At 68.2% G+C, this 17,189-nt stretch carries 18 protein-coding genes; 8 read left to right on the plus strand and 10 right to left on the minus strand.

The features are described from left to right. The 3 genes from ACTICP_RS08880 to sdhC form a co-directional block, all read right to left on the minus strand. On the minus strand, nucleotides 1–294 hold a 294-nt coding region (locus ACTICP_RS08880; RefSeq protein WP_441891508.1), incomplete at its 3' end, for an FAD-binding protein. 17 nt (nucleotides 295–311) lie between these two features. Continuing rightward, entirely contained in the window at nucleotides 312–764 is a 453-nt protein-coding gene (locus ACTICP_RS08885) for a succinate dehydrogenase hydrophobic membrane anchor subunit (RefSeq protein WP_441891510.1), read from the minus strand. Then, nucleotides 764–1,198 (minus strand): succinate dehydrogenase, cytochrome b556 subunit, encoded by a 435-nt coding sequence (sdhC, locus tag ACTICP_RS08890; RefSeq protein WP_441891512.1) that lies wholly within the window; start codon nucleotides 1,196–1,198, stop codon nucleotides 764–766. Before sdhC ends, ACTICP_RS08885 begins: the two co-directional genes overlap by 1 nt. 167 nt (nucleotides 1,199–1,365) lie before the next feature. On the opposite strand from sdhC, the gene ACTICP_RS08895 reads away from it, so the two are divergent. From ACTICP_RS08895 to ACTICP_RS08930, 8 genes are all read left to right on the plus strand, one after another. Then, nucleotides 1,366–2,481, plus strand: coding sequence for a mannose-1-phosphate guanylyltransferase (locus ACTICP_RS08895; RefSeq protein WP_441891514.1), 1,116 nt, complete (start codon nucleotides 1,366–1,368; stop codon nucleotides 2,479–2,481). Nucleotides 2,482–2,611: 130 nt separating this feature from the next. Continuing rightward, entirely contained in the window at nucleotides 2,612–3,703 is a 1,092-nt protein-coding gene (locus tag ACTICP_RS08900) for a BMP family lipoprotein (RefSeq protein ID WP_441891516.1), read from the plus strand. 112 nt (nucleotides 3,704–3,815) lie between these two features. Continuing rightward, a complete protein-coding gene (locus ACTICP_RS08905) occupies nucleotides 3,816–5,366 on the plus strand; it encodes an ABC transporter ATP-binding protein (protein ID WP_441891518.1) in 1,551 nt (516 codons plus the stop codon). After that, the gene (locus tag ACTICP_RS08910; protein WP_441891520.1) at nucleotides 5,363–6,670 is read left to right on the plus strand and encodes an ABC transporter permease; all 1,308 of its coding nucleotides are present in this window, start codon (nucleotides 5,363–5,365) and stop codon (nucleotides 6,668–6,670) included. The genes ACTICP_RS08905 and ACTICP_RS08910 overlap by 4 nt, the downstream gene beginning before the upstream one ends. Further along, nucleotides 6,667–7,947, plus strand: coding sequence for an ABC transporter permease (locus ACTICP_RS08915; protein ID WP_441891522.1), 1,281 nt, complete (start codon nucleotides 6,667–6,669; stop codon nucleotides 7,945–7,947). Before ACTICP_RS08910 ends, ACTICP_RS08915 begins: the two co-directional genes overlap by 4 nt. A gap of 37 nt (nucleotides 7,948–7,984) precedes the next feature. Further along, nucleotides 7,985–8,383, plus strand: coding sequence for a cytidine deaminase (locus ACTICP_RS08920; protein ID WP_441891524.1), 399 nt, complete (start codon nucleotides 7,985–7,987; stop codon nucleotides 8,381–8,383). Then, on the plus strand, nucleotides 8,380–9,672 hold the full coding sequence (locus tag ACTICP_RS08925; RefSeq protein ID WP_441891526.1) for a thymidine phosphorylase: 1,293 nt from the start codon (nucleotides 8,380–8,382) through the stop codon (nucleotides 9,670–9,672). The genes ACTICP_RS08920 and ACTICP_RS08925 overlap by 4 nt, the downstream gene beginning before the upstream one ends. 107 nt (nucleotides 9,673–9,779) lie before the next feature. Further along, nucleotides 9,780–10,898, plus strand: coding sequence for an adenosine deaminase (locus tag ACTICP_RS08930; protein ID WP_441891528.1), 1,119 nt, complete (start codon nucleotides 9,780–9,782; stop codon nucleotides 10,896–10,898). A 22-nt stretch (nucleotides 10,899–10,920) separates the two neighbouring features. Here the strand turns inward: ACTICP_RS08930 and ACTICP_RS08935 are convergent, their stop codons facing one another. From ACTICP_RS08935 to ACTICP_RS08965, 7 genes are read right to left on the minus strand one after another with little or no spacing between them, the layout of a single operon-like run. Further along, nucleotides 10,921–11,658, minus strand: coding sequence for an alpha/beta hydrolase (locus ACTICP_RS08935; RefSeq protein ID WP_441891530.1), 738 nt, complete (start codon nucleotides 11,656–11,658; stop codon nucleotides 10,921–10,923). Between the two features lie 38 nt (nucleotides 11,659–11,696). Next, nucleotides 11,697–12,854, minus strand: a complete 1,158-nt coding sequence (locus ACTICP_RS08940) for a mannitol-1-phosphate 5-dehydrogenase (RefSeq protein ID WP_441891531.1) — start codon at nucleotides 12,852–12,854, stop codon at nucleotides 11,697–11,699. Next, nucleotides 12,851–13,285 carry a PTS sugar transporter subunit IIA gene (locus tag ACTICP_RS08945; RefSeq protein WP_441891533.1) on the minus strand — a complete coding sequence of 145 codons (435 nt, stop codon included), beginning with the start codon at nucleotides 13,283–13,285 and terminating at the stop codon, nucleotides 12,851–12,853. The genes ACTICP_RS08940 and ACTICP_RS08945 overlap by 4 nt, the downstream gene beginning before the upstream one ends. Beyond that, on the minus strand, nucleotides 13,282–14,904 hold the full coding sequence (locus ACTICP_RS08950; RefSeq protein WP_441891535.1) for a PTS mannitol transporter subunit IICB: 1,623 nt from the start codon (nucleotides 14,902–14,904) through the stop codon (nucleotides 13,282–13,284). Before ACTICP_RS08950 ends, ACTICP_RS08945 begins: the two co-directional genes overlap by 4 nt. Beyond that, nucleotides 14,901–16,586: a phosphoenolpyruvate--protein phosphotransferase gene (gene ptsP, locus ACTICP_RS08955; RefSeq protein WP_441891537.1), complete on the minus strand. Its 1,686-nt coding sequence runs from the start codon at nucleotides 16,584–16,586 to the stop codon at nucleotides 14,901–14,903. Before ptsP ends, ACTICP_RS08950 begins: the two co-directional genes overlap by 4 nt. After that, nucleotides 16,586–16,867 carry an HPr family phosphocarrier protein gene (locus ACTICP_RS08960; RefSeq protein ID WP_441891539.1) on the minus strand — a complete coding sequence of 94 codons (282 nt, stop codon included), beginning with the start codon at nucleotides 16,865–16,867 and terminating at the stop codon, nucleotides 16,586–16,588. Before ACTICP_RS08960 ends, ptsP begins: the two co-directional genes overlap by 1 nt. Then, nucleotides 16,864–17,181: a PTS sugar transporter subunit IIB gene (locus ACTICP_RS08965; protein WP_441891541.1), complete on the minus strand. Its 318-nt coding sequence runs from the start codon at nucleotides 17,179–17,181 to the stop codon at nucleotides 16,864–16,866. Before ACTICP_RS08965 ends, ACTICP_RS08960 begins: the two co-directional genes overlap by 4 nt. Between the last annotated feature and the right edge of the window lie 8 nt (nucleotides 17,182–17,189).

Raw genomic sequence — 17,189 nt, forward strand, 5'->3', positions numbered from 1 at the left:
GAGGATCTCCGCAGCGTCCTGGTCGACGAGGTAGTCGCCGCCCTTGACGGTGTCGAAGGTGTGCCACTCCCAGGAATCTTCTTCGACGTTCGCGAGCGCGGCGGCCATGCCGCCCTGCGCAGCCCCGGTGTGGGAGCGCGTCGGGTACAGCTTGGAGATCACCGCGGTCTTCGCGCCGGGGCCAGCCTCGATGGCCGCGCGCATGCCGGCGCCGCCGGCGCCGACGATCACGACGTCGAACTGGTGGTAGTGCACACCGTCGCGAACGACGGAATCCTGAGTCTCGGTAGTCACTTCTTATTGCTCTCTTCTCAGTTTCCGACGACGCCCGCTGCCACGCAGGTGTCCCACAGCGTGCTCGACTCGGTCACGCCGAGGCAGGGGTCGAAGGTGAAGACGACCAGGGTGCCGAGGATGATGAGGAGCCCGGCGGCCAGTCCAATCGCCCACACCAGGGCCGCGCGGAGCTTCGGGGTCGTCACGTAGTCATTGACGATCGTGCGCATGCCGTTGCCGCCGTGGATGAACGCGAGCCACAGCATCAGCACATCCCACCACTGCCAGAACGGCGTGGCGAACTTGCCGGCGATGAACGCGAAATCGAGGGCGTGGATGCCTTCACCGACCATCAGGTTGACGAACAGGTGGCCGAAGATGAGGACGATCAGCACGACACCGGATGCTCGCATGAACACCCAGCCCCACTTCTCGAGGTTGACGCCGCGGCGGCGGCGCGCCGGGGCGGCGATGGTCTGCGCGGACATCAGTGACCCCCTCCGAATCCGGCGAAGGCCAGCATCAGATGGCGAGGTACGAAGCCGGCCATCAGCACGACCCATACCGCGATGACGCCCCAGAAGAGCTGGCGCTGGAAGCGCGCGCCCTTCGACCAGAAGTCGACGAGGATGATGCGCAGACCGTTGATGGCGTGGAACACGATCGCGCCGACGAGCACGACCTCGCCGAGGGCCATGATCGGGTTCTTATAGGTGCCGATCACGGCGTTGTACGCCTCGGGGGATACCCGGATCAGCGCCGTGTCGAGCACATGGACGAGCAGGAAGAAGAAGATCGCGACTCCGGTGATGCGATGAAGCACCCACGACCACATTCCCTCACGGCCGCGATACAGCGTGCCGCGTGGGGACTTGGACGTGGTTTCCGAAATCGACGGTGCCAAGCGAGTGCCTGCGGACACGGTCGTCCTCCCTATCGATGCGAGGTCGGCAGCACGCGCTGGGTCCGAACCGACCGCAGGGCATGCCCGATCGTGTCCCATCCTATTCCCGATCGAACGCCCCGAGCGACGAAGGGTGACCTAAGTATCTCGATATCGAGATTTCTCGCGCACAGTACGCTGGGGTCATGACCGCGCCGTTCGACGACTTCTACGCTGTGATCCCCGCGGGCGGCATCGGCAGCAGGCTCTGGCCGCTCTCGCGGGCGGATGCGCCGAAGTTCCTGCATGACCTGACGGGGTCGGGCAACTCGCTGCTGCGCGATACCTGGGACCGTCTGGAGCCGCTCACCGGCCCCGATCGCATCGCGGTCGTCACGGGCCGCGCGCACCGGGCCGCGGTGGAGGCCGAACTCCCCGGCATCCCGGACAAGAACGTCTTCCTCGAATCCGAACCGCGCGACTCTGCCGCCGCGATCGGTCTGGCCGCGGCGATCCTGCACCGGCGGGACCCGGATGTCATCATCGGTTCGTTCGCCGCCGACCACGTCATCCGCGGTACGAGAACGTTCGAGTTCGCGGTGGAGCAGGCCGTCGCGGTCGCTCGGGACGGCTACATCTGCACTATCGGCATCCAGCCTTCCGAGCCGTCGGTCGGCTTCGGGTACATCGAGAAGGGCGGCGAGCTGATCGTCGATCGTGCGCCGGAGGCGGCCACGGTCGTGCGCTTCGTCGAGAAGCCCGATCTCGAAACGGCGAAGCTGTACTACGCGGACAGGTCGTTCCTCTGGAACGCGGGCATGTTCATCTCGAAGGCGAGCGTGCTGCTGGACGAGCTCGCCGCGAATGAACCCGAGCTGCACGCCGGGCTCATGGAACTCGCCGAGGCCTGGGACGATCGCGACCGCCGGGGACCAGCGGTCGACCGGATCTGGCCGTCGATCAAGAAGATCGCGATCGATTACGCCGTCGCCGAGCCCGCCGCAGACAGAGGGCGCCTCGCCGTCATCCCCGGTCACTTCGACTGGGACGACGTGGGGGATTTCGCATCGCTGACCAAGCTCATCGCGGGCGGGCGCAAGAACGATCTCGCCGTGCTCGGGCCGCGGGCCCGCGTGCTGTCGGATGCGGCGACGGGGATCCTCGTGAGCCAGACCTCTCGGGTGATCAGTCTCGTCGGCGTGCAGGACATCGTCGTCGTCGATACTCCCGATGCCCTGCTGGTCACGACGACCGAGCACGCCCAGCGGGTGAAGGGTGTCGTCGAATCCCTGAAACTCACCGGCCGCGGCGACGTTCTCTAGGCGTACGTCACGAATCTATTGCGAGTTCATAACCATTAACTGCACTCGTGATGTCGGATGCCGTAACACTCGGTAACTTAGCCGAACGGGGCCTTGCGATCGGCGCAGGCCAGTAGTCGTGGAGGCTTACGTGACCATTTCCACCAAGAAGCGCGCACTTGCCGCGCTCGTCGCGACCGGCGTCGCGGTCGCACTCGCAGGCTGCGGGGCAGCTCCCGAAGACAACGGCGGGGACAACGGCGGCGAAGCGATCGACTTCCTGCCCTGCATCGTCTCCGATGCCGGCGGGTTCGACGACAAGTCGTTCAACCAGCTCTCCTACGAGGGCGTCGTACAGGCGGCCGACGAGCTCGGCGTCGAGGCCACGGATGTCGAGTCCAACAGCGCCACCGACTACGCTCCGAACCTCGAGAGCCTCGTCTCCCAGGGCTGCAACGCCATCGTCGCGGTCGGCTTCGCGCTGTCGGCTGCGACCGTCGAGGCCGCGACCGCGAACGAGGGCATCGACTTCATCCTCGTCGATGATGCCGCCGACAACGACTTCGACGGCGAGAAGGATGCCGAGAACGTCAAGCCGCTGCTGTACGACACCGCCCAGGCCGCGTTCCTCGCCGGGTATCTGTCGGCCGGCTACTCGGAGGCCGGCAAGGTCGGCACCTTCGGCGGCGAGGAGTTCCCGACCGTGACCATCTTCATGGACGGCTTCTACCAGGGCGTCAACTACTACAACGAGCAGAACGACACCGACGTCCAGGTCGTCGGCTGGGATGGCGAGACCGGCTCGTTCACGGGCGGGTTCGAAGCCGGTCCCGAGGCCAAGACCGTCGCGCAGAACATCATCGACCAGGGCGTCGACGTGCTGCTGCCGGTCGGCGGCCCGATCTACCAGTCGGGTCTGCAGGCCATCAAGGAGTCCGGCCGTGACATCGCACTGATCGGTGCGGATGCCGACCTGTTCGTCACCGACCCGACGACGGCCGACTTCGTGCTCACCTCGATCCTCAAGGACATGAAGCTGTCGACCTACGAGGCGACGATGAGCAGCGCGAACGATGAGTTCGACCCCGAGGCGTACATCGGAACCCTCGAGAACGAGGGCGTCGGCCTCGCCGAGCTGCACAACTTCGAGGACAAGGTCGACCCCGAGCTCTGGACCGCGGTCCAGGACCTGCAGCAGCAGATCATCGACGGTGAAGTGACCGTCGAGTCCTACCTCGGCTGATCGAGGGAAGAACCACGGGGGAGGTCGGCGACCCGCCGACCTCCCCTCGCTGTCGCCCTCGGATCCCACCGGAGCCTGGGGCGGAGCACGTTTGCTGATTAGGATCTGAAATATGAAGCTTGAACTGCGCGGCATTACGAAGAGGTTCGGCGCGCTGACGGCCAACGACCACATCGATCTCACGATCGAACCCGGCGAGATCCACTGTCTCCTGGGTGAGAACGGCGCCGGCAAGTCGACGCTGATGAACGTGCTCTACGGCCTGTACCAGGCCGACGAGGGCGAGATCCTGCTGGACGACGTCGAGCAGCACTTCGCCGGCCCCGGCGACGCCATGGCCGCCGGCATCGGCATGGTCCACCAGCATTTCATGCTGATCCCCGTCTTCACCGTCGCCGAGAACGTCATGCTCGGCCATGAGCAGACCACCTTCGGAGGGCGCCTCGACCTCGCCGCCGCTCGCGCGATGGTGCGCGAGATCTCCGGTCGTTTCGGGTTCCATGTCGACCCGGATGCCGTAGTCGAAGACCTCCCGGTCGGTGTGCAGCAGCGGGTGGAGATCATCAAGGCACTCTCACGCGACGCGAAGGTGCTGGTGTTCGACGAGCCCACCGCCGTGCTCACGCCGCAGGAGACCGACGAGCTGATGAACACCATGCGTCAGCTGCAGGATGCCGGCACCTCGATCGTCTTCATCACCCACAAGCTCCGCGAGGTCCGCGAGGTCGCCGACCGCATCACGGTGATCCGGCTCGGCCAGGTGGTCGGCGAGGCGGCCCCGACCGCCAGCAACGAGGAGCTCGCCTCGCTGATGGTGGGGCGCGCCGTCGAACTCACCGTGCACAAGGATGCCCCCCAGCTCGGCGACGAGTCGCTCGTGGTCAAGGAGCTGACCGTCACCGACCCGTTCGGCACCGTCCTCGTCGACGACGTGTCGTTCAGCGTGCGCGGCGGCGAGGTGCTCGTCATCGCCGGTGTGCAGGGGAACGGCCAGACCGAACTCACCGAGGCGATCGTCGGGCTCCAGCCGCGCGTCGAGGGCAGCGTCCGGCTGAACGGTGACGAGCTCATCGGACGCTCCGTGCGCAGCATCCTCGACGACGGCGTCGGCTTCGTCCCCGAGGACCGCAGCGTCGACGGCATCGTCAAAGAGTTCTCGATCGCCGAGAACCTCATGCTCGACCGCTCGGTCGGCGCCCCGTTCGTGAAGGCGGGCACGCTGCAGCTCGGAGCACTGGACTCCTTCGCCAAGGAGAAGATCGCCGAGTTCGACATCCGTACCCAGGGGGCGGCGCAGGCAGCCGGGCACCTGTCGGGCGGAAACCAGCAGAAGGTCGTGCTCGCGCGCGAACTCAGCCGCGACCTGTCCCTGTTCGTCGCGGCGCAGCCCACCCGCGGCGTCGACGTCGGATCGATCGAGTTCATCCACAAGCGCATCGTCGAGACCCGTGACTCGGGCATCCCCGTGATCGTGATCTCCACAGAACTCGACGAGGCGGCGGCTCTCGCCGACCGCATCATGGTGATGTACCGCGGCAAGGTCGTCGGCATCGTGCCCGGCGACACCTCCCGCGAGCAGCTCGGCCTGATGATGGCCGGCATGATCGAAACCGACACGACGGCCGCGGCGACGGCAGCCGATACCGAGGAGACCAGCGCATGACCGGCCCCGAGCTGAAGCCGATCGCGTCGTCACCGGCGGACTTCGGCACCGACCCCGCGGCCGATCCGGCCGGTACCGGACCCTCCCGTTGGCACGGTGCGTTCCGGCGCATCGTGACGGGCAACGGACTGATCTCCGTGCTCTCGGTCGTGCTCGCCCTCCTCGCCGGGTCGATCATGATCGCTTTCACCGACTCCGACGTCCAGCGCGCCGCCGGGTACTTCTTCGCCCGGCCCGGCGACATGCTCGCCGCCGTCTGGAACTCGATCTCCGGTGCGTACGTGGCGCTGTTCCAGGGCGCGATCTACAACTTCCGCGTCGACGGTTTCGCCGCCGGCATCAAGCCGCTCACCGAGACCCTCAAGTTCGCCACGCCGCTGATCGCGGCCGGCCTCGGTGTGGGCCTGGCCTTCCGAGCCGGTCTGTTCAACATCGGCGGCCAGGGGCAGATGCTCATGGCCGCCGCGGCTGCCGGCTGGGTGGCCACGAGCATGAACCTCCCGTGGCCGCTGCACATGCTGGTCGCCGTCATCGCCGGCATCGTCGCCGGCGCGCTGTGGGCCGGCATCGCCGGCATCCTCAAGGCGAGAACGGGGGCGCACGAGGTGATCGTGACGATCATGCTCAACCACATCGCCTTCTATCTGCTGGCGTGGATGCTGGCGACGCAGGGCATCCTGCAGGCGCCGGGCTCGAACAACCCGAAGACGGCGGCGATGGCCGAATCGGCGATCCTCCCCGAGATCCTCGGACCGCAGTACAACCTGCACGCGGGCTTCATCCTCGCGCTCATCGGGGTCGCGTTCACCTGGTGGCTGCTGGAGCGCTCGAGCCTCGGTTTCCGATTCCGCGCGGTGGGGGAGAACCCGAGCGCGGCGAAGGTGGCCGGTATCAGCGTCGGAAAGATGTACTTCCTCGTCATGGTGATCGCCGGAGGCCTCGTCGGCATCGCCGGGGCCAGCCAGGTGCTCGGCACGGTGACCAGCGGGTTCGGCGGCGACATCGACGCCGGCATCGGGTTCGATGCGATCACCGTGGCCCTGCTCGGTCGCTCCACGCCGCTGGGCATCCTGGCTGCTGGCATCCTGTTCGGCGCGTTCAAGGCCGGCGGGTTCGCGATGCAGGCGTCCGAGAACGTGCCGATTGAGATCGTGCTCGTCGTCCAGTCGCTGATCGTGCTGTTCATCGCCGCTCCGCCGCTGGTGCGCGCGATCTTCGGCCTGCCCCAGCCCGGAGCGCGCAAGAAGAAGCCGAAGAAGCCGAAGAAGAACGCGGCGCAGATCACCGAGGAGGTGTCCGCATGACCATCACGGCCGAAGCGGTGGTCAGCGACGAGCAGCGTCACGTCACCGTCACCTCCTGGAAGACGCCGATCATCTTCGGCCTGTTCACCATCCTGTTCGCGCTGCTGCCGCTCCTCGTCCCGCGCGAGGGAGACAGCACGTTCCGGCTCGTCCGCTCTGCCGACGCCGCCATCCAGCTGCCGGAGCTCGTGCTGCCGGCCACCGCCACGGCGTGGGTCGCCGTCGTCCTGCTCGCCGGGATCACGGCACTGTCGGCGGCATGGACGGTCGCGCGCCGCCGCCTGCCGCTGTGGCTGACGGTCGTCTACGTCGCCGTGCTCCTGATCGGCTTCCTCGCCTGGGCATCCGCCGGGGGAACGCTTCCGATGATCGGCCTGCTCGGCGGTGCGCTCGCACTCGCCACACCCCTGATCTTCGGTGCCCTGGGCGGCGTCATCGGCGAGCGAGTCGGTGTCGTCAACATCGCCATCGAGGCGCAGCTGCTCGCCGGTGCCTTCCTGGCCGCACTCGTCGGATCGGCGACCGGGAGCCCGTGGGCGGGCCTCATCGCCGCGATGGTCGCCGGGGTGCTCGTCTCGCTCGTGCTCGCCGTGTTCGCCATCACCTACTACGTCAACCAGGTGATCGTCGGCGTGGTGCTGAACGTACTCGTGGCGGGACTGACGACGTTCCTGTATCGGCAGGTTCTGGGCGCCGATCCGCAGACGCTGAACTCGCCGCCGCTGTTCCCCGTGATCCCGATCCCGCTGCTCAGCGAGATCCCGGTGCTGGGGCCGGTGCTGTTCCGCCAGACGATCATCGTCTACCTGATGTACGTCACCGTGTTCCTCGTCTGGTACGGCCTGTACCGCACCCGCTGGGGGCTGCGTCTTCGCGCCGTGGGCGAGCACCCGCAGGCGGCCGACACGGTCGGCATCAAGGTGGCGCCGACCCGCTATTGGAACATGATGCTCGCCGGCGCGATCGCCGGCATGGGCGGTGCGTTCTACACGCTGGTCACGAACCCGCAGTTCGGTCGCGAGATGACCGCGGGTGCCGGCTACATCGCCCTGGCCGCCGTGATCTTCGGCAAGTGGGACCCGGTGCGCGCAACGCTGGCGGCGCTGCTGTTCGGCTTCGCCACGAACCTGCAGGGCGTGCTGTCGGTGATCGGATCTCCGGTGCCGAGCCAGTTCATGCTGATGCTGCCGTACGTGGTGACCATCTTCGCCGTGGCGGGTCTCGTCGGGCGTTCGCGCGCGCCGGCCGCCTCCGGCGAGCCCTATATCAAGAGCTAGAAACGCAAGAACTGAAAATCCAAGAGCTAGAGGAGCCATGACAGACATCGACTGGGACGAGCTTCGTCACGTCGCCACCGACGCCATGCAGAAGGCGTACGCCCCGTACTCGCGCTACAAGGTGGGGGCTGCCGCCCTCGTCTCGGACGGACGCATCGTCTCGGGATGCAACGTCGAGAACGCCTCGTACGGCGTCGGACTGTGCGCCGAGTGCGCGCTGGTCGGAGACCTGCACATGTCCGGCGGCGGCCAGCTCGTCGCCTTCGTGTGCGTGAACGGCGATGGTCAGACGATCATGCCGTGCGGCCGCTGCCGGCAGCTGCTGTTCGAGCACGCGATGCCCGAGATGCTGCTCGAGACCGTCTCCGGCATCCGCACCATCGACGAAGTGCTTCCCGATGCTTTCGGGCCGCGCGACCTGGAGGATGTCCGGTGAGCGTGGAGGCCTTCGACGCGATCGATGTGATCCGCGCCAAGCGCGATGGCGGCGCCGTCCCCGAGCCGGCGCTGCGCTGGATGGTCGACGCATACACCCGTGGTTACGTCTCCGACGCGCAGATGGCATCGTTCGCGATGGCGATCTTCCAGCGCGGCATGGAGCGAAGCGAGATCCGCGTGCTCACCGACGCCATGATCGCCTCGGGGGAGCGGATGAGCTTCGCCGGTCTCGGCAAGCGCACCGTCGACAAGCACTCCACCGGGGGCGTGGGAGACAAGATCACGTTGCCGCTGGCGCCGCTGGTGGCATCCTTCGGTGTCGCCGTTCCCCAGTTGTCCGGGCGCGGCCTGGGCCACACCGGCGGCACGCTCGACAAGCTCGAGTCGATCCCCGGGTGGCGCGCCGCGCTGTCGAACGACGAGATGTTCGCGCAGATGCAGGGCGATGTCGGCGCGGTGATCTGCGCCGCGGGCTCAGGACTCGCCCCCGCGGACAAGAAGCTGTACGCGCTGCGGGACGTCACGGGCACTGTCGAGGCCATCCCGCTGATCGCCTCGAGCATCATGTCGAAGAAGATCGCCGAGGGCACTGATGCGCTGGTGCTCGATGTGAAGTTCGGCTCCGGCGCCTTCATGCAGGACATCGACCGCGCCCGCGAGCTGGCGCAGACCATGGTCGCGCTCGGCACCGATTCGGGGGTGGCGACCACGGCGCTGCTGACCGACATGAACGTGCCGCTCGGGCTCGCCATCGGAAACGCGAACGAGGTGCGCGAGTCGGTCGAGATCCTCGCCGGTGGCGGCCCCGCCGACGTGCGCGAGCTCGCCCTCGCACTCGCCAGCGAGATGCTCGCCGTGGCCGGACAGCCGGATGCCGATGTCGAGGCCGCGCTGGCGGACGGACGGGCGATGGACACCTGGAAGGCGATGATCCGCGCCCAGGACGGCGATCCGGATGCGACGCTGCCAACCGCTCGTGAGACGCACGTCGTCACGGCCGAGGCCGACGGCGTGATGAACCGGATGGACGCCCTGCCGTTCGGCGTCGCCGCGTGGCGCCTGGGCGCCGGGCGGGCCAGAGCCGAGGATCCGGTCGTGCATGCCGCCGGCATCGACCTGCATGCCAAGCCGGGCGACGGCGTCGCGGCGGGGCAGCCGCTGTTCACCCTGTCGGCAGCGGATGAGGCGCGCTTCCCCCGTGCGCTGGAGGCGCTCGAGGGAGCGTGGGCTGTCACAGACACCGCGCCCGAGATCGGCCCCCTCGTCCGCGAGCGCATCACCGCGTAGGCTGTATGCGCCTCGCTGTCGAAGGCCACTTCGACTCGCTTCGCTCGCTCAGTGCGTTTCGTCTCGCTCCGCTCGCTCAACGACCCGCCATCGGGAGGACAACAAACATGTCGATCGCATCCGACGGTGACGTCAGAATCCAGGGCGTATCGCTGCGCTCGCTGCCGAAGATCTCGCTGCACGACCACCTCGACGGCGCCGTGCGCCCGGCGACGGTCGTCGAGCTGGCCGAGGAGATCGGACTCGAGCTGCCGGCCTCCTCGGGCCGCGGGCTCGAGGAGTGGATCGGGTCGCAGGCCGAATCCGGATCGCTGGTGAAGTACCTGAAGGCGTTCGACCTCACCGTCGGCGTCATGCAGTCCGCGGAGGGCCTCACCCGGATCGCCCGGGAGTTCGTCGAAGACCTCGCCGACGACGGCGTCGTCTACGGCGAGGTGCGCTGGGCGCCCGAGCAGCATCTGCAGGGCGGACTGTCGCTGGACGACGTCGTCGACGCCGTCCAGCAGGGGCTCGAAGAGGGTGAGGATGCCGCCGACAGCGCCGGGCACAGCATCCGGGTCGGTCAGATCCTCAGCGCGATGCGCCAGAACGACCGTGCCGTCGAGATCGCCGAGCTCGCCCTCGATCACCGCGAGGACGGTGTGGTCGGGTTCGACATCGCCGGCCCCGAGGACGGCTTCCCGCCCTCCGACCATCGCGAGGCGTTCGACCTGCTCGCCGCGAACTTCATGCCCGTCACCGTGCACGCCGGTGAGGCTGCCGGTCTGGCATCCATCCGCAGCGCGCTGCTCGACGGACGGGCGCTGCGGCTCGGACACGGCGTGCGCATCGTGTCGGATCTCGAGGTCATGGGCCGCGACGGCGACGAGGTGCAGGTGAAGTTCGGCGACCTCGCCCGTTGGGTGCGCGACCGTGAGATCCCGCTCGAGCTGTCGCCGTCGTCCAACGTACACACCGCGGCGATCGAAGCGTGGGGCACCGAGCTCGCCGACCACCCGTTCGACCTGCTGTATCAGCTCGGCTTCGCCGTCACGGTGAACGTCGACAATCGCACCATGAGCGGAACCTCGCTCACCCGCGAGCTCGCGCTGCTCGTCGATGCGTTCGGCTACGACCTCGACGACCTGGAGACTTTCCAGTTCAACGCCGCCGCGGCGGCCTTCCTGCCGGTCGAAGAGCGCGAAGAGCTCGTCGAGCTGATCGCCGAGGGCTTCCAGACGTCGTGAGCGGCGCGGCGCCGGCCCGTCATCAGTCCGCGAAGAACGACACGACCAGTTCCGTCACGGTCGCGTGCATCTCGGCAGCCGAGATGGTCGGCGTGCCGTCACCGTTCTGCGGGCCGTATTCGCCGAAGGATGCGTGGGAGGCACCTTCGATCTCGATCAGTTCGGCGGTCGCGGGCAGCAGATGCCGGCTGTCGGCGATCTCAGCAGGGGTGGAGAGTCCGTCCTCGCTCCCGGACAGACTGAGCACGTCGAGGTCGGCGCCGGCGAGGTCTGCCGAGCAGTATGACGCGAACAGCACGAGTGCCTCGGCCTCCTCGGTGAGCTGGCACGCCCGCACTCCGCCGAGGGAATGTCCGCCGACGCTCCACTCGTTGATCTCGGGGGCCGCAGAGGTGAAAGCATCGAGGCCGCGCAGGTCGAAGAACGCCAGATTCAGCCAGGGACGGGTGATCACCACGGTCGTGCCGGCCTCGGCGGTGCCCTGAAGAACGGCGACGTAGGCCCACGGATCGACTTTCGCGCCGGGAACGAACACGAGGCCGGCAGCCGAATCGCCGTCGGCGGGCGCGAGCACGATTCCCTCCGGAGCATCGTCGATCGTGATGTTCGGGTTGGCCCGCGCGTCCGCCAGCGGACCCTCTTCAGCGGTCATGACTCCGATCTGGGTCCACGCGAGCGTGCCGCCGACGGCGAGGACGAGCACGGCGCCCACGCCCCACATCGTCCATCGGAGGACGCGTCTGCCCCGTGATCTCTGCACGAACTCAGACTAGGCGTCGCGGGCGTGCGAGGAGCGCCTCAGCCTGAGGAGGCCTCTCGCATGCGGGCCGCGAACACGTCGCGGACCGCGGCGAAGAGCGGATGCTGCGGTTCCAGCCCCGTCACGGTGGCGGTGAGCGCGTTGGCGTCGTCGCTGCGCAGCATCCGCTGCAGTTCGACGGACTGCTCGTCCTCGGGGTCGTCGAAGGCGAGCGTTGCGCCGACGGCGGCCACCAGTGCCGCGGTGGGGATGCCGTGCTCTGCCGCCTGCGCGGCAGGACCGATGAACCGCTCGTGCCGGGACAGCTTGCGCAGCGGCTGGCGCCCCACGCGCTGGACGGTGTCGACGAGCTCAGGATTGCGGAACCGGTCGAGGATCGTCGCCCGGTACGCGGTGAGGTCGGCTGGATCCAGTCCGTGCACGGCGGAGAGCATCGCCGACGTCTCCTCCAGCGCCGCCCCGACGCGCGCGGCGATCGACGGGTCCGAGAGGACATCCGAAATGCGCTCGATACCCGCCTGAGCGCCGAAATACGCGGTGGCGGCGTGGCCGGTGTTGACGGTGAAGAGCTTGCGCTCGATGAACGGACCGAGATCGTCGACGAAATGCGCACCAGGGATGTTCGGCAGATCGTCGCCGAAGGGCCCCCGTTCGATGGCCCATTCGAAGTACGGCTCGACCGTGACGTCGACGCCGCCGGCGGCGGGCTGCGCCGGCACGATGCGGTCGACGGCGGTGTTCGCGAACACGGCACGGGCGAGGAGCTCGACGGCGTCGTCCCCGGCCGCCTTCTCGATCTCGCCGCGCAGCTGATCGGTCGCCCCGATGGCGTTCTCGCACGCCATGACCTTCAGCGGCCCGAGAGCGGCGTCGCGGCGGGTGAGACCGGCGACGATCGCCGGGGCGATGAACCGCAGCACCGTCGGACCCACCGCGCAGGTGACGACATCGGCTGTCGCGACTTCATCGGCCACGGCATCCGGATCCTCCGCGCTGTTGAGTGCGCGGTACCCGGTGACGCCGCGGTCGACGCCGCCGGGACCGGCCTCATGCACGGTGTACGAGTCAGTGGCGTTGATAGCGTCCACCAGGGTGCCGGCGACGTCGGAGAAGACGAGTTCGTACCCGCCCTCGTGCAGCAGCAGCCCGACGAAGCCGCGCCCGATGTTGCCGGCGCCGAAGTGGACGGCCTTCATCCTTCGTTCACCGCCGACAGGAGCTCGAACAGCTCATCGGGGGTCTGCGCCGCGTTGAGCTTCGCGACGTCGTCCTCGTCGGAGAACAGGATCGCGATCTGCGACAGGATCTCGAGGTGCTCATCGCCCTGCCCGGCGATGCCGATGACGAACGTCGCCTGATCGCCGGCCCAGTCCACACCGCCGTCGTAGCGCACGACGGACAGACCCGAGGCGAGGATCGATTCCTTGGTCTCGTTCGTGCCGTGCGGGATGGCGAGGCCGTTGCCCATGAACGTGGACACGGTCTGCTCACGCAGACGCATCGCGTCGACGTAGGCGGGCGTGACCGCACCGGCGGAGACGAGGATGTCCGTGGCCTCCTGCAGTGCCTGCTCCTGCGTTGCGCTTCCGGGGTGGATGCGCACCTGGCCGATCGTGAGAACGCTCATTCTGATTCCTCTCGCTGAGACTTGACCTTTTCGACGACCTCTTCATACTGCGGCGCATTCATGAAGTTGTCGACAGAGACGTGCTCCGAGTTCGGGGACTTGTCCCTCGCCCGATCGGTCAGCTGCTGCTGGGTGATCACGAGGTCGGCGGTGCCGTCGAGGTTCGCGATCGCCTGGTTGGTGACCGTGATGTCGGTGATCCCGGCCTTCTTCAGCTTGTTGCGCAGCACGCTCGCGCCCATCGCGGACGAGCCCATTCCGGCGTCGCATGCGAACACGATGTTCTGAATCGGTGCCGTGGCGACGGCGGTGGTGGCGGGGGCGGACTCCGTCGTCGCGGCCGAAGCTGCCAGGTTCGACAGGTGCTCGGACTTCTTGCCCTTGTTCGCCTCGGTCTGCGCGATGGCGGCGCCGAAGCTGTCGCCCTCGGCCGCCAGATCGCGCTTGCGGGACGCCCGCAGGATGACCGCGGTGATCAGGAACGTCACGACGGCTGCGATGACGACCGAGAGGTAGACCACCACCAGGTTCCAGATGCCCGGTCCGATGGCAGCCGCCGTCACGGCGATGATGCTTCCCGGAGCAGCCGGGAATGCGAGACCGCCGCCGAGGAGCATGTTCGTCGTCACGCCTGCCGCGCCTCCGGCGATGAGGGCGAGGATGGTGGTCGGCTTGCTCAGCGCGTACGGGAAGTAGATCTCGTGGATGCCACCGAAGAACTGGATGATCGCAGCTCCGGGAGCGGAAGCCTTGGCGGCACCGACGCCGAAGAACGTGAAGGCGAGCAGCAGCCCGACACCCGGGCCGGGGTTGGCCTCGATGAGGAACAGGATCGATTTGCCGGTCTCGGTGGCCTGCTCGATGCCGAGCGGGGTGAACACGCCGTGGTTGATGGCGTTGTTCAGGAACAGCACCTTCGCCGGTTCGACGATGATCGACACCAGCGGCAGCAGCTGCAGCTGCACGAGCCAGTCGACGGCCGCGCCGAGCACGGTGCTGATGCCGAGCATCACCGGACCGAAGGCGAAGAAGCCGGCGATGGCGAGGATCATGCCGAGGATGCCGGCCGAGAAGTTGTTCACCAGCATCTCGAAGCCGGCGCGGATCTTGCCGTCCCAGAGCTTGTCCATCTGCTTGGTGATCCACGCCGCGAGCGGGCCCATGATCATCGCACCGAGGAACATCGGGATGTTCGTGCCGACGATGACGCCCATCGTGGCGATGGTGGCGACGACGCCGCCGCGCTCGCCGTAGACCATGCGCCCGCCCATGTTCGCGATGAGCAGCGGTAGCAGATACGTGACCATGGGACCGACGAGTCCGACGTACGCGAGAATGTTCCCGCCGTCGCCCTCGGCAATGGCGGTCATGGCGCCCTGCCACAGGATGACGCCGGAGTCACCGCCGCCGCCGATGATCTCGGCGACCGGTGCCCAGTGCCACCCGAAGGGGCTCTCCGCGCCGAAGAACCCGGCGGGGATGAAGAGCATCGTGATGAAGCCCCAGGCGATGAAGGCCGCGATGTTCGGCATGATCATGCCGGAGAGGAACGTGCCGAACCTCTGCACGCCGACTCTGAGGCCGCCCTTCTTCGGGGCGGCGGTTGACGTCGTCGTCATGATGTCGTCTCTTTCTGCTGTGAGGGGAGATCCGCGACGGCTGCCGCCACGGCGTTGCGTGCACCGGCGGCGTCATCTGCAGCCAGTGCGATCTCGGCGAGGCTCCGCGCCTCATCGAGGGTGCGCTCGGAGAGCGCGAGTCTGACATCGGCGAGGGCCGGTGGGGCCATCGACAGGCTCGTGGCGCCGAGGCCCACGAGCACCAGCGCGAGCATCGGGTCTGCCGCGGCCTCGCCGCAGACGCCCACCGGCTTGCCGGTGCGGGCACCGGCGGCGCCGACCTCGCCGACCAGGCGCAGAACGGCGGGATGCCACGGGTCCTGGAACCCGGCGACCGAGCCGAGCATGCGGTCGGCGGCCATCGTGTACTGGGTGAGGTCGTTCGTGCCGATCGAGGCGAAGTCGGCGTGGGCGAGCACCCGATCCGCCAGCAGTGCACTGGCGGGCACCTCGACCATGACGCCCGCCGTCTTCAGCCCGTACTCGCGTGCGAGATCGGTGAAGTACTTCGTCTCCTCGACCGTGGTCACCATCGGCGCCATCACCCACAGATCGGCGTCCGTGGCGGCGTCGGCCTCGGCCAGAGCGGTGAGCTGCTCGCGCAGGATGTCCTCGCTCGCCCGCAGCGACCGGAGCCCGCGCAGCCCGAGGGCGGGGTTCTCCTCGTGCGCGTCGTTGAGGAAGGCCAGTGGCTTGTCGGCACCGGCATCCAGCATCCGCACGACGACCTTCTGACCGCTGAAGGCCGCGAGCAGCTCTTGGTAGGTCGCGCGCTGATCTGCGATGGTGGGCGCCTGGGATGCCGACAGGAACAGGAATTCGGTGCGGAACAGGCCCACACCCTCCGCACCGCGCTCCACGGCATCGGCCGCATCGGCGGGCTTGCCGAGATTCGCCAGCAGAGCGATGGGCGTGCCGTCTGCGAGCGCGCCGGGGGAGGGCGGAGCGTCGACGGCCGCCGCGCGCGCCGCCGCGCGTGCATCGGCGCGTTCGAGCTGCGCGGCGGACGGATTGGTAAAAACGGTGCCCGCCGCGGCGTCGACGATCACCGTCGTACCGTTCTCGAGCGATGCCGCCTCCACCGCGCCGACGACGGCGACGATGCCCTTCTCCCTGGCGAGGATCGCCGTGTGCGAGGTCGGACCGCCGTCGGTGGTGATCAGCGCGAGCACCTGGTCGAGCTTGAGCAGCGCCGTGTCGGCCGGCGCGAGATCGCGGGCGACGAGGACGAACGGGTGGCCGGGATCGGGGACGCCGGGGGCGTCGACGCCGCGCAGGTGCGCGAGCACCCGTTGGGCGATGTCGTCGAGGTCGGCCGCGCGCTCGCCGAGGTAGCCGCCGACCGCTTCGAGCGTCGCCTTGAACCCCTCGAAGGCGTCGTGCACCGCCCACTCGGCGGTGCCGCCGTCATCGATGCGGGAGTCGACCTCGTCCTGCAGAGTCGGGTCCTCCGCGATCATGGCCTGGGCTTCGAGCACGTCCTGGGCAGAGCCTCCGGCGGTCTCGGCCCGCTGCTGCAGCTCACCGGCGACGGCGGCAACGGCCTCGCGTGCTCGGGCGCGCTCGGCCTCGGCACTGATCGTGCTCGGTGTGTTCTCGGGAGCAGGAAGAGCCTCGGCCATGCGGACCACGGCGCCCTGAGCGACGCCCTGTCCGATGCCGACGCCCCGGATCTCGGCCATCAGGCAGGCTCCTGGTCATGGTCGGTGGTCAGCAGTTCGGTGAGCTTGTCCAGCGCCGCCTCGGCGCCGTCGCCGTCGGCTGCGAGCGTCACATAGTCGCCATGCTCGACGGCGAGCGCGATGACACCGAGGATGCTGGCGGCGTTGACCGGCTTGCCGTCGCCCTTCGCGATGGTGACGGGGATGCCGGCATCTTTCGCGGCCTGTGCGAACAGCTTCGCGGGGCGGGCGTGCAGCCCGTGGGAGGAGCCGATGCGGACGGTGCGGGAGATCTCGGTCATGATGTTCCTTTCGCGGTGGGTGGGGGATCAGTCAGCGCGGCCTCAACGATCGCGAGGGTTCTGGTGCCGTCGCGGTCGTCGAACACGTCGTCGGGGAGGATGGCCACCGGAGCGCTCGTCGCGGCCTGGATCGTCGGCATCCGGTCGGCGAGGTGCGGGCCGACGAGCACGAGATCGGCGGGGGCCGAGGCGATCGTGCTCTCGCTGCCCGCGGTGGTCTCCCAGTCACGCCCCGCAGCGGACGCGGCGCGTCGCAACCGCTGGGCGACGAAGGTGCTGGACGCACCCGCGCCGCACACCACCAGAATCCTCATCGATGCCA

It is taken from the genome of Microbacterium sp. (assembly GCF_052102115.1).
Taxonomy (GTDB): Bacteria; Actinomycetota; Actinomycetes; order Actinomycetales; family Microbacteriaceae; genus Microbacterium.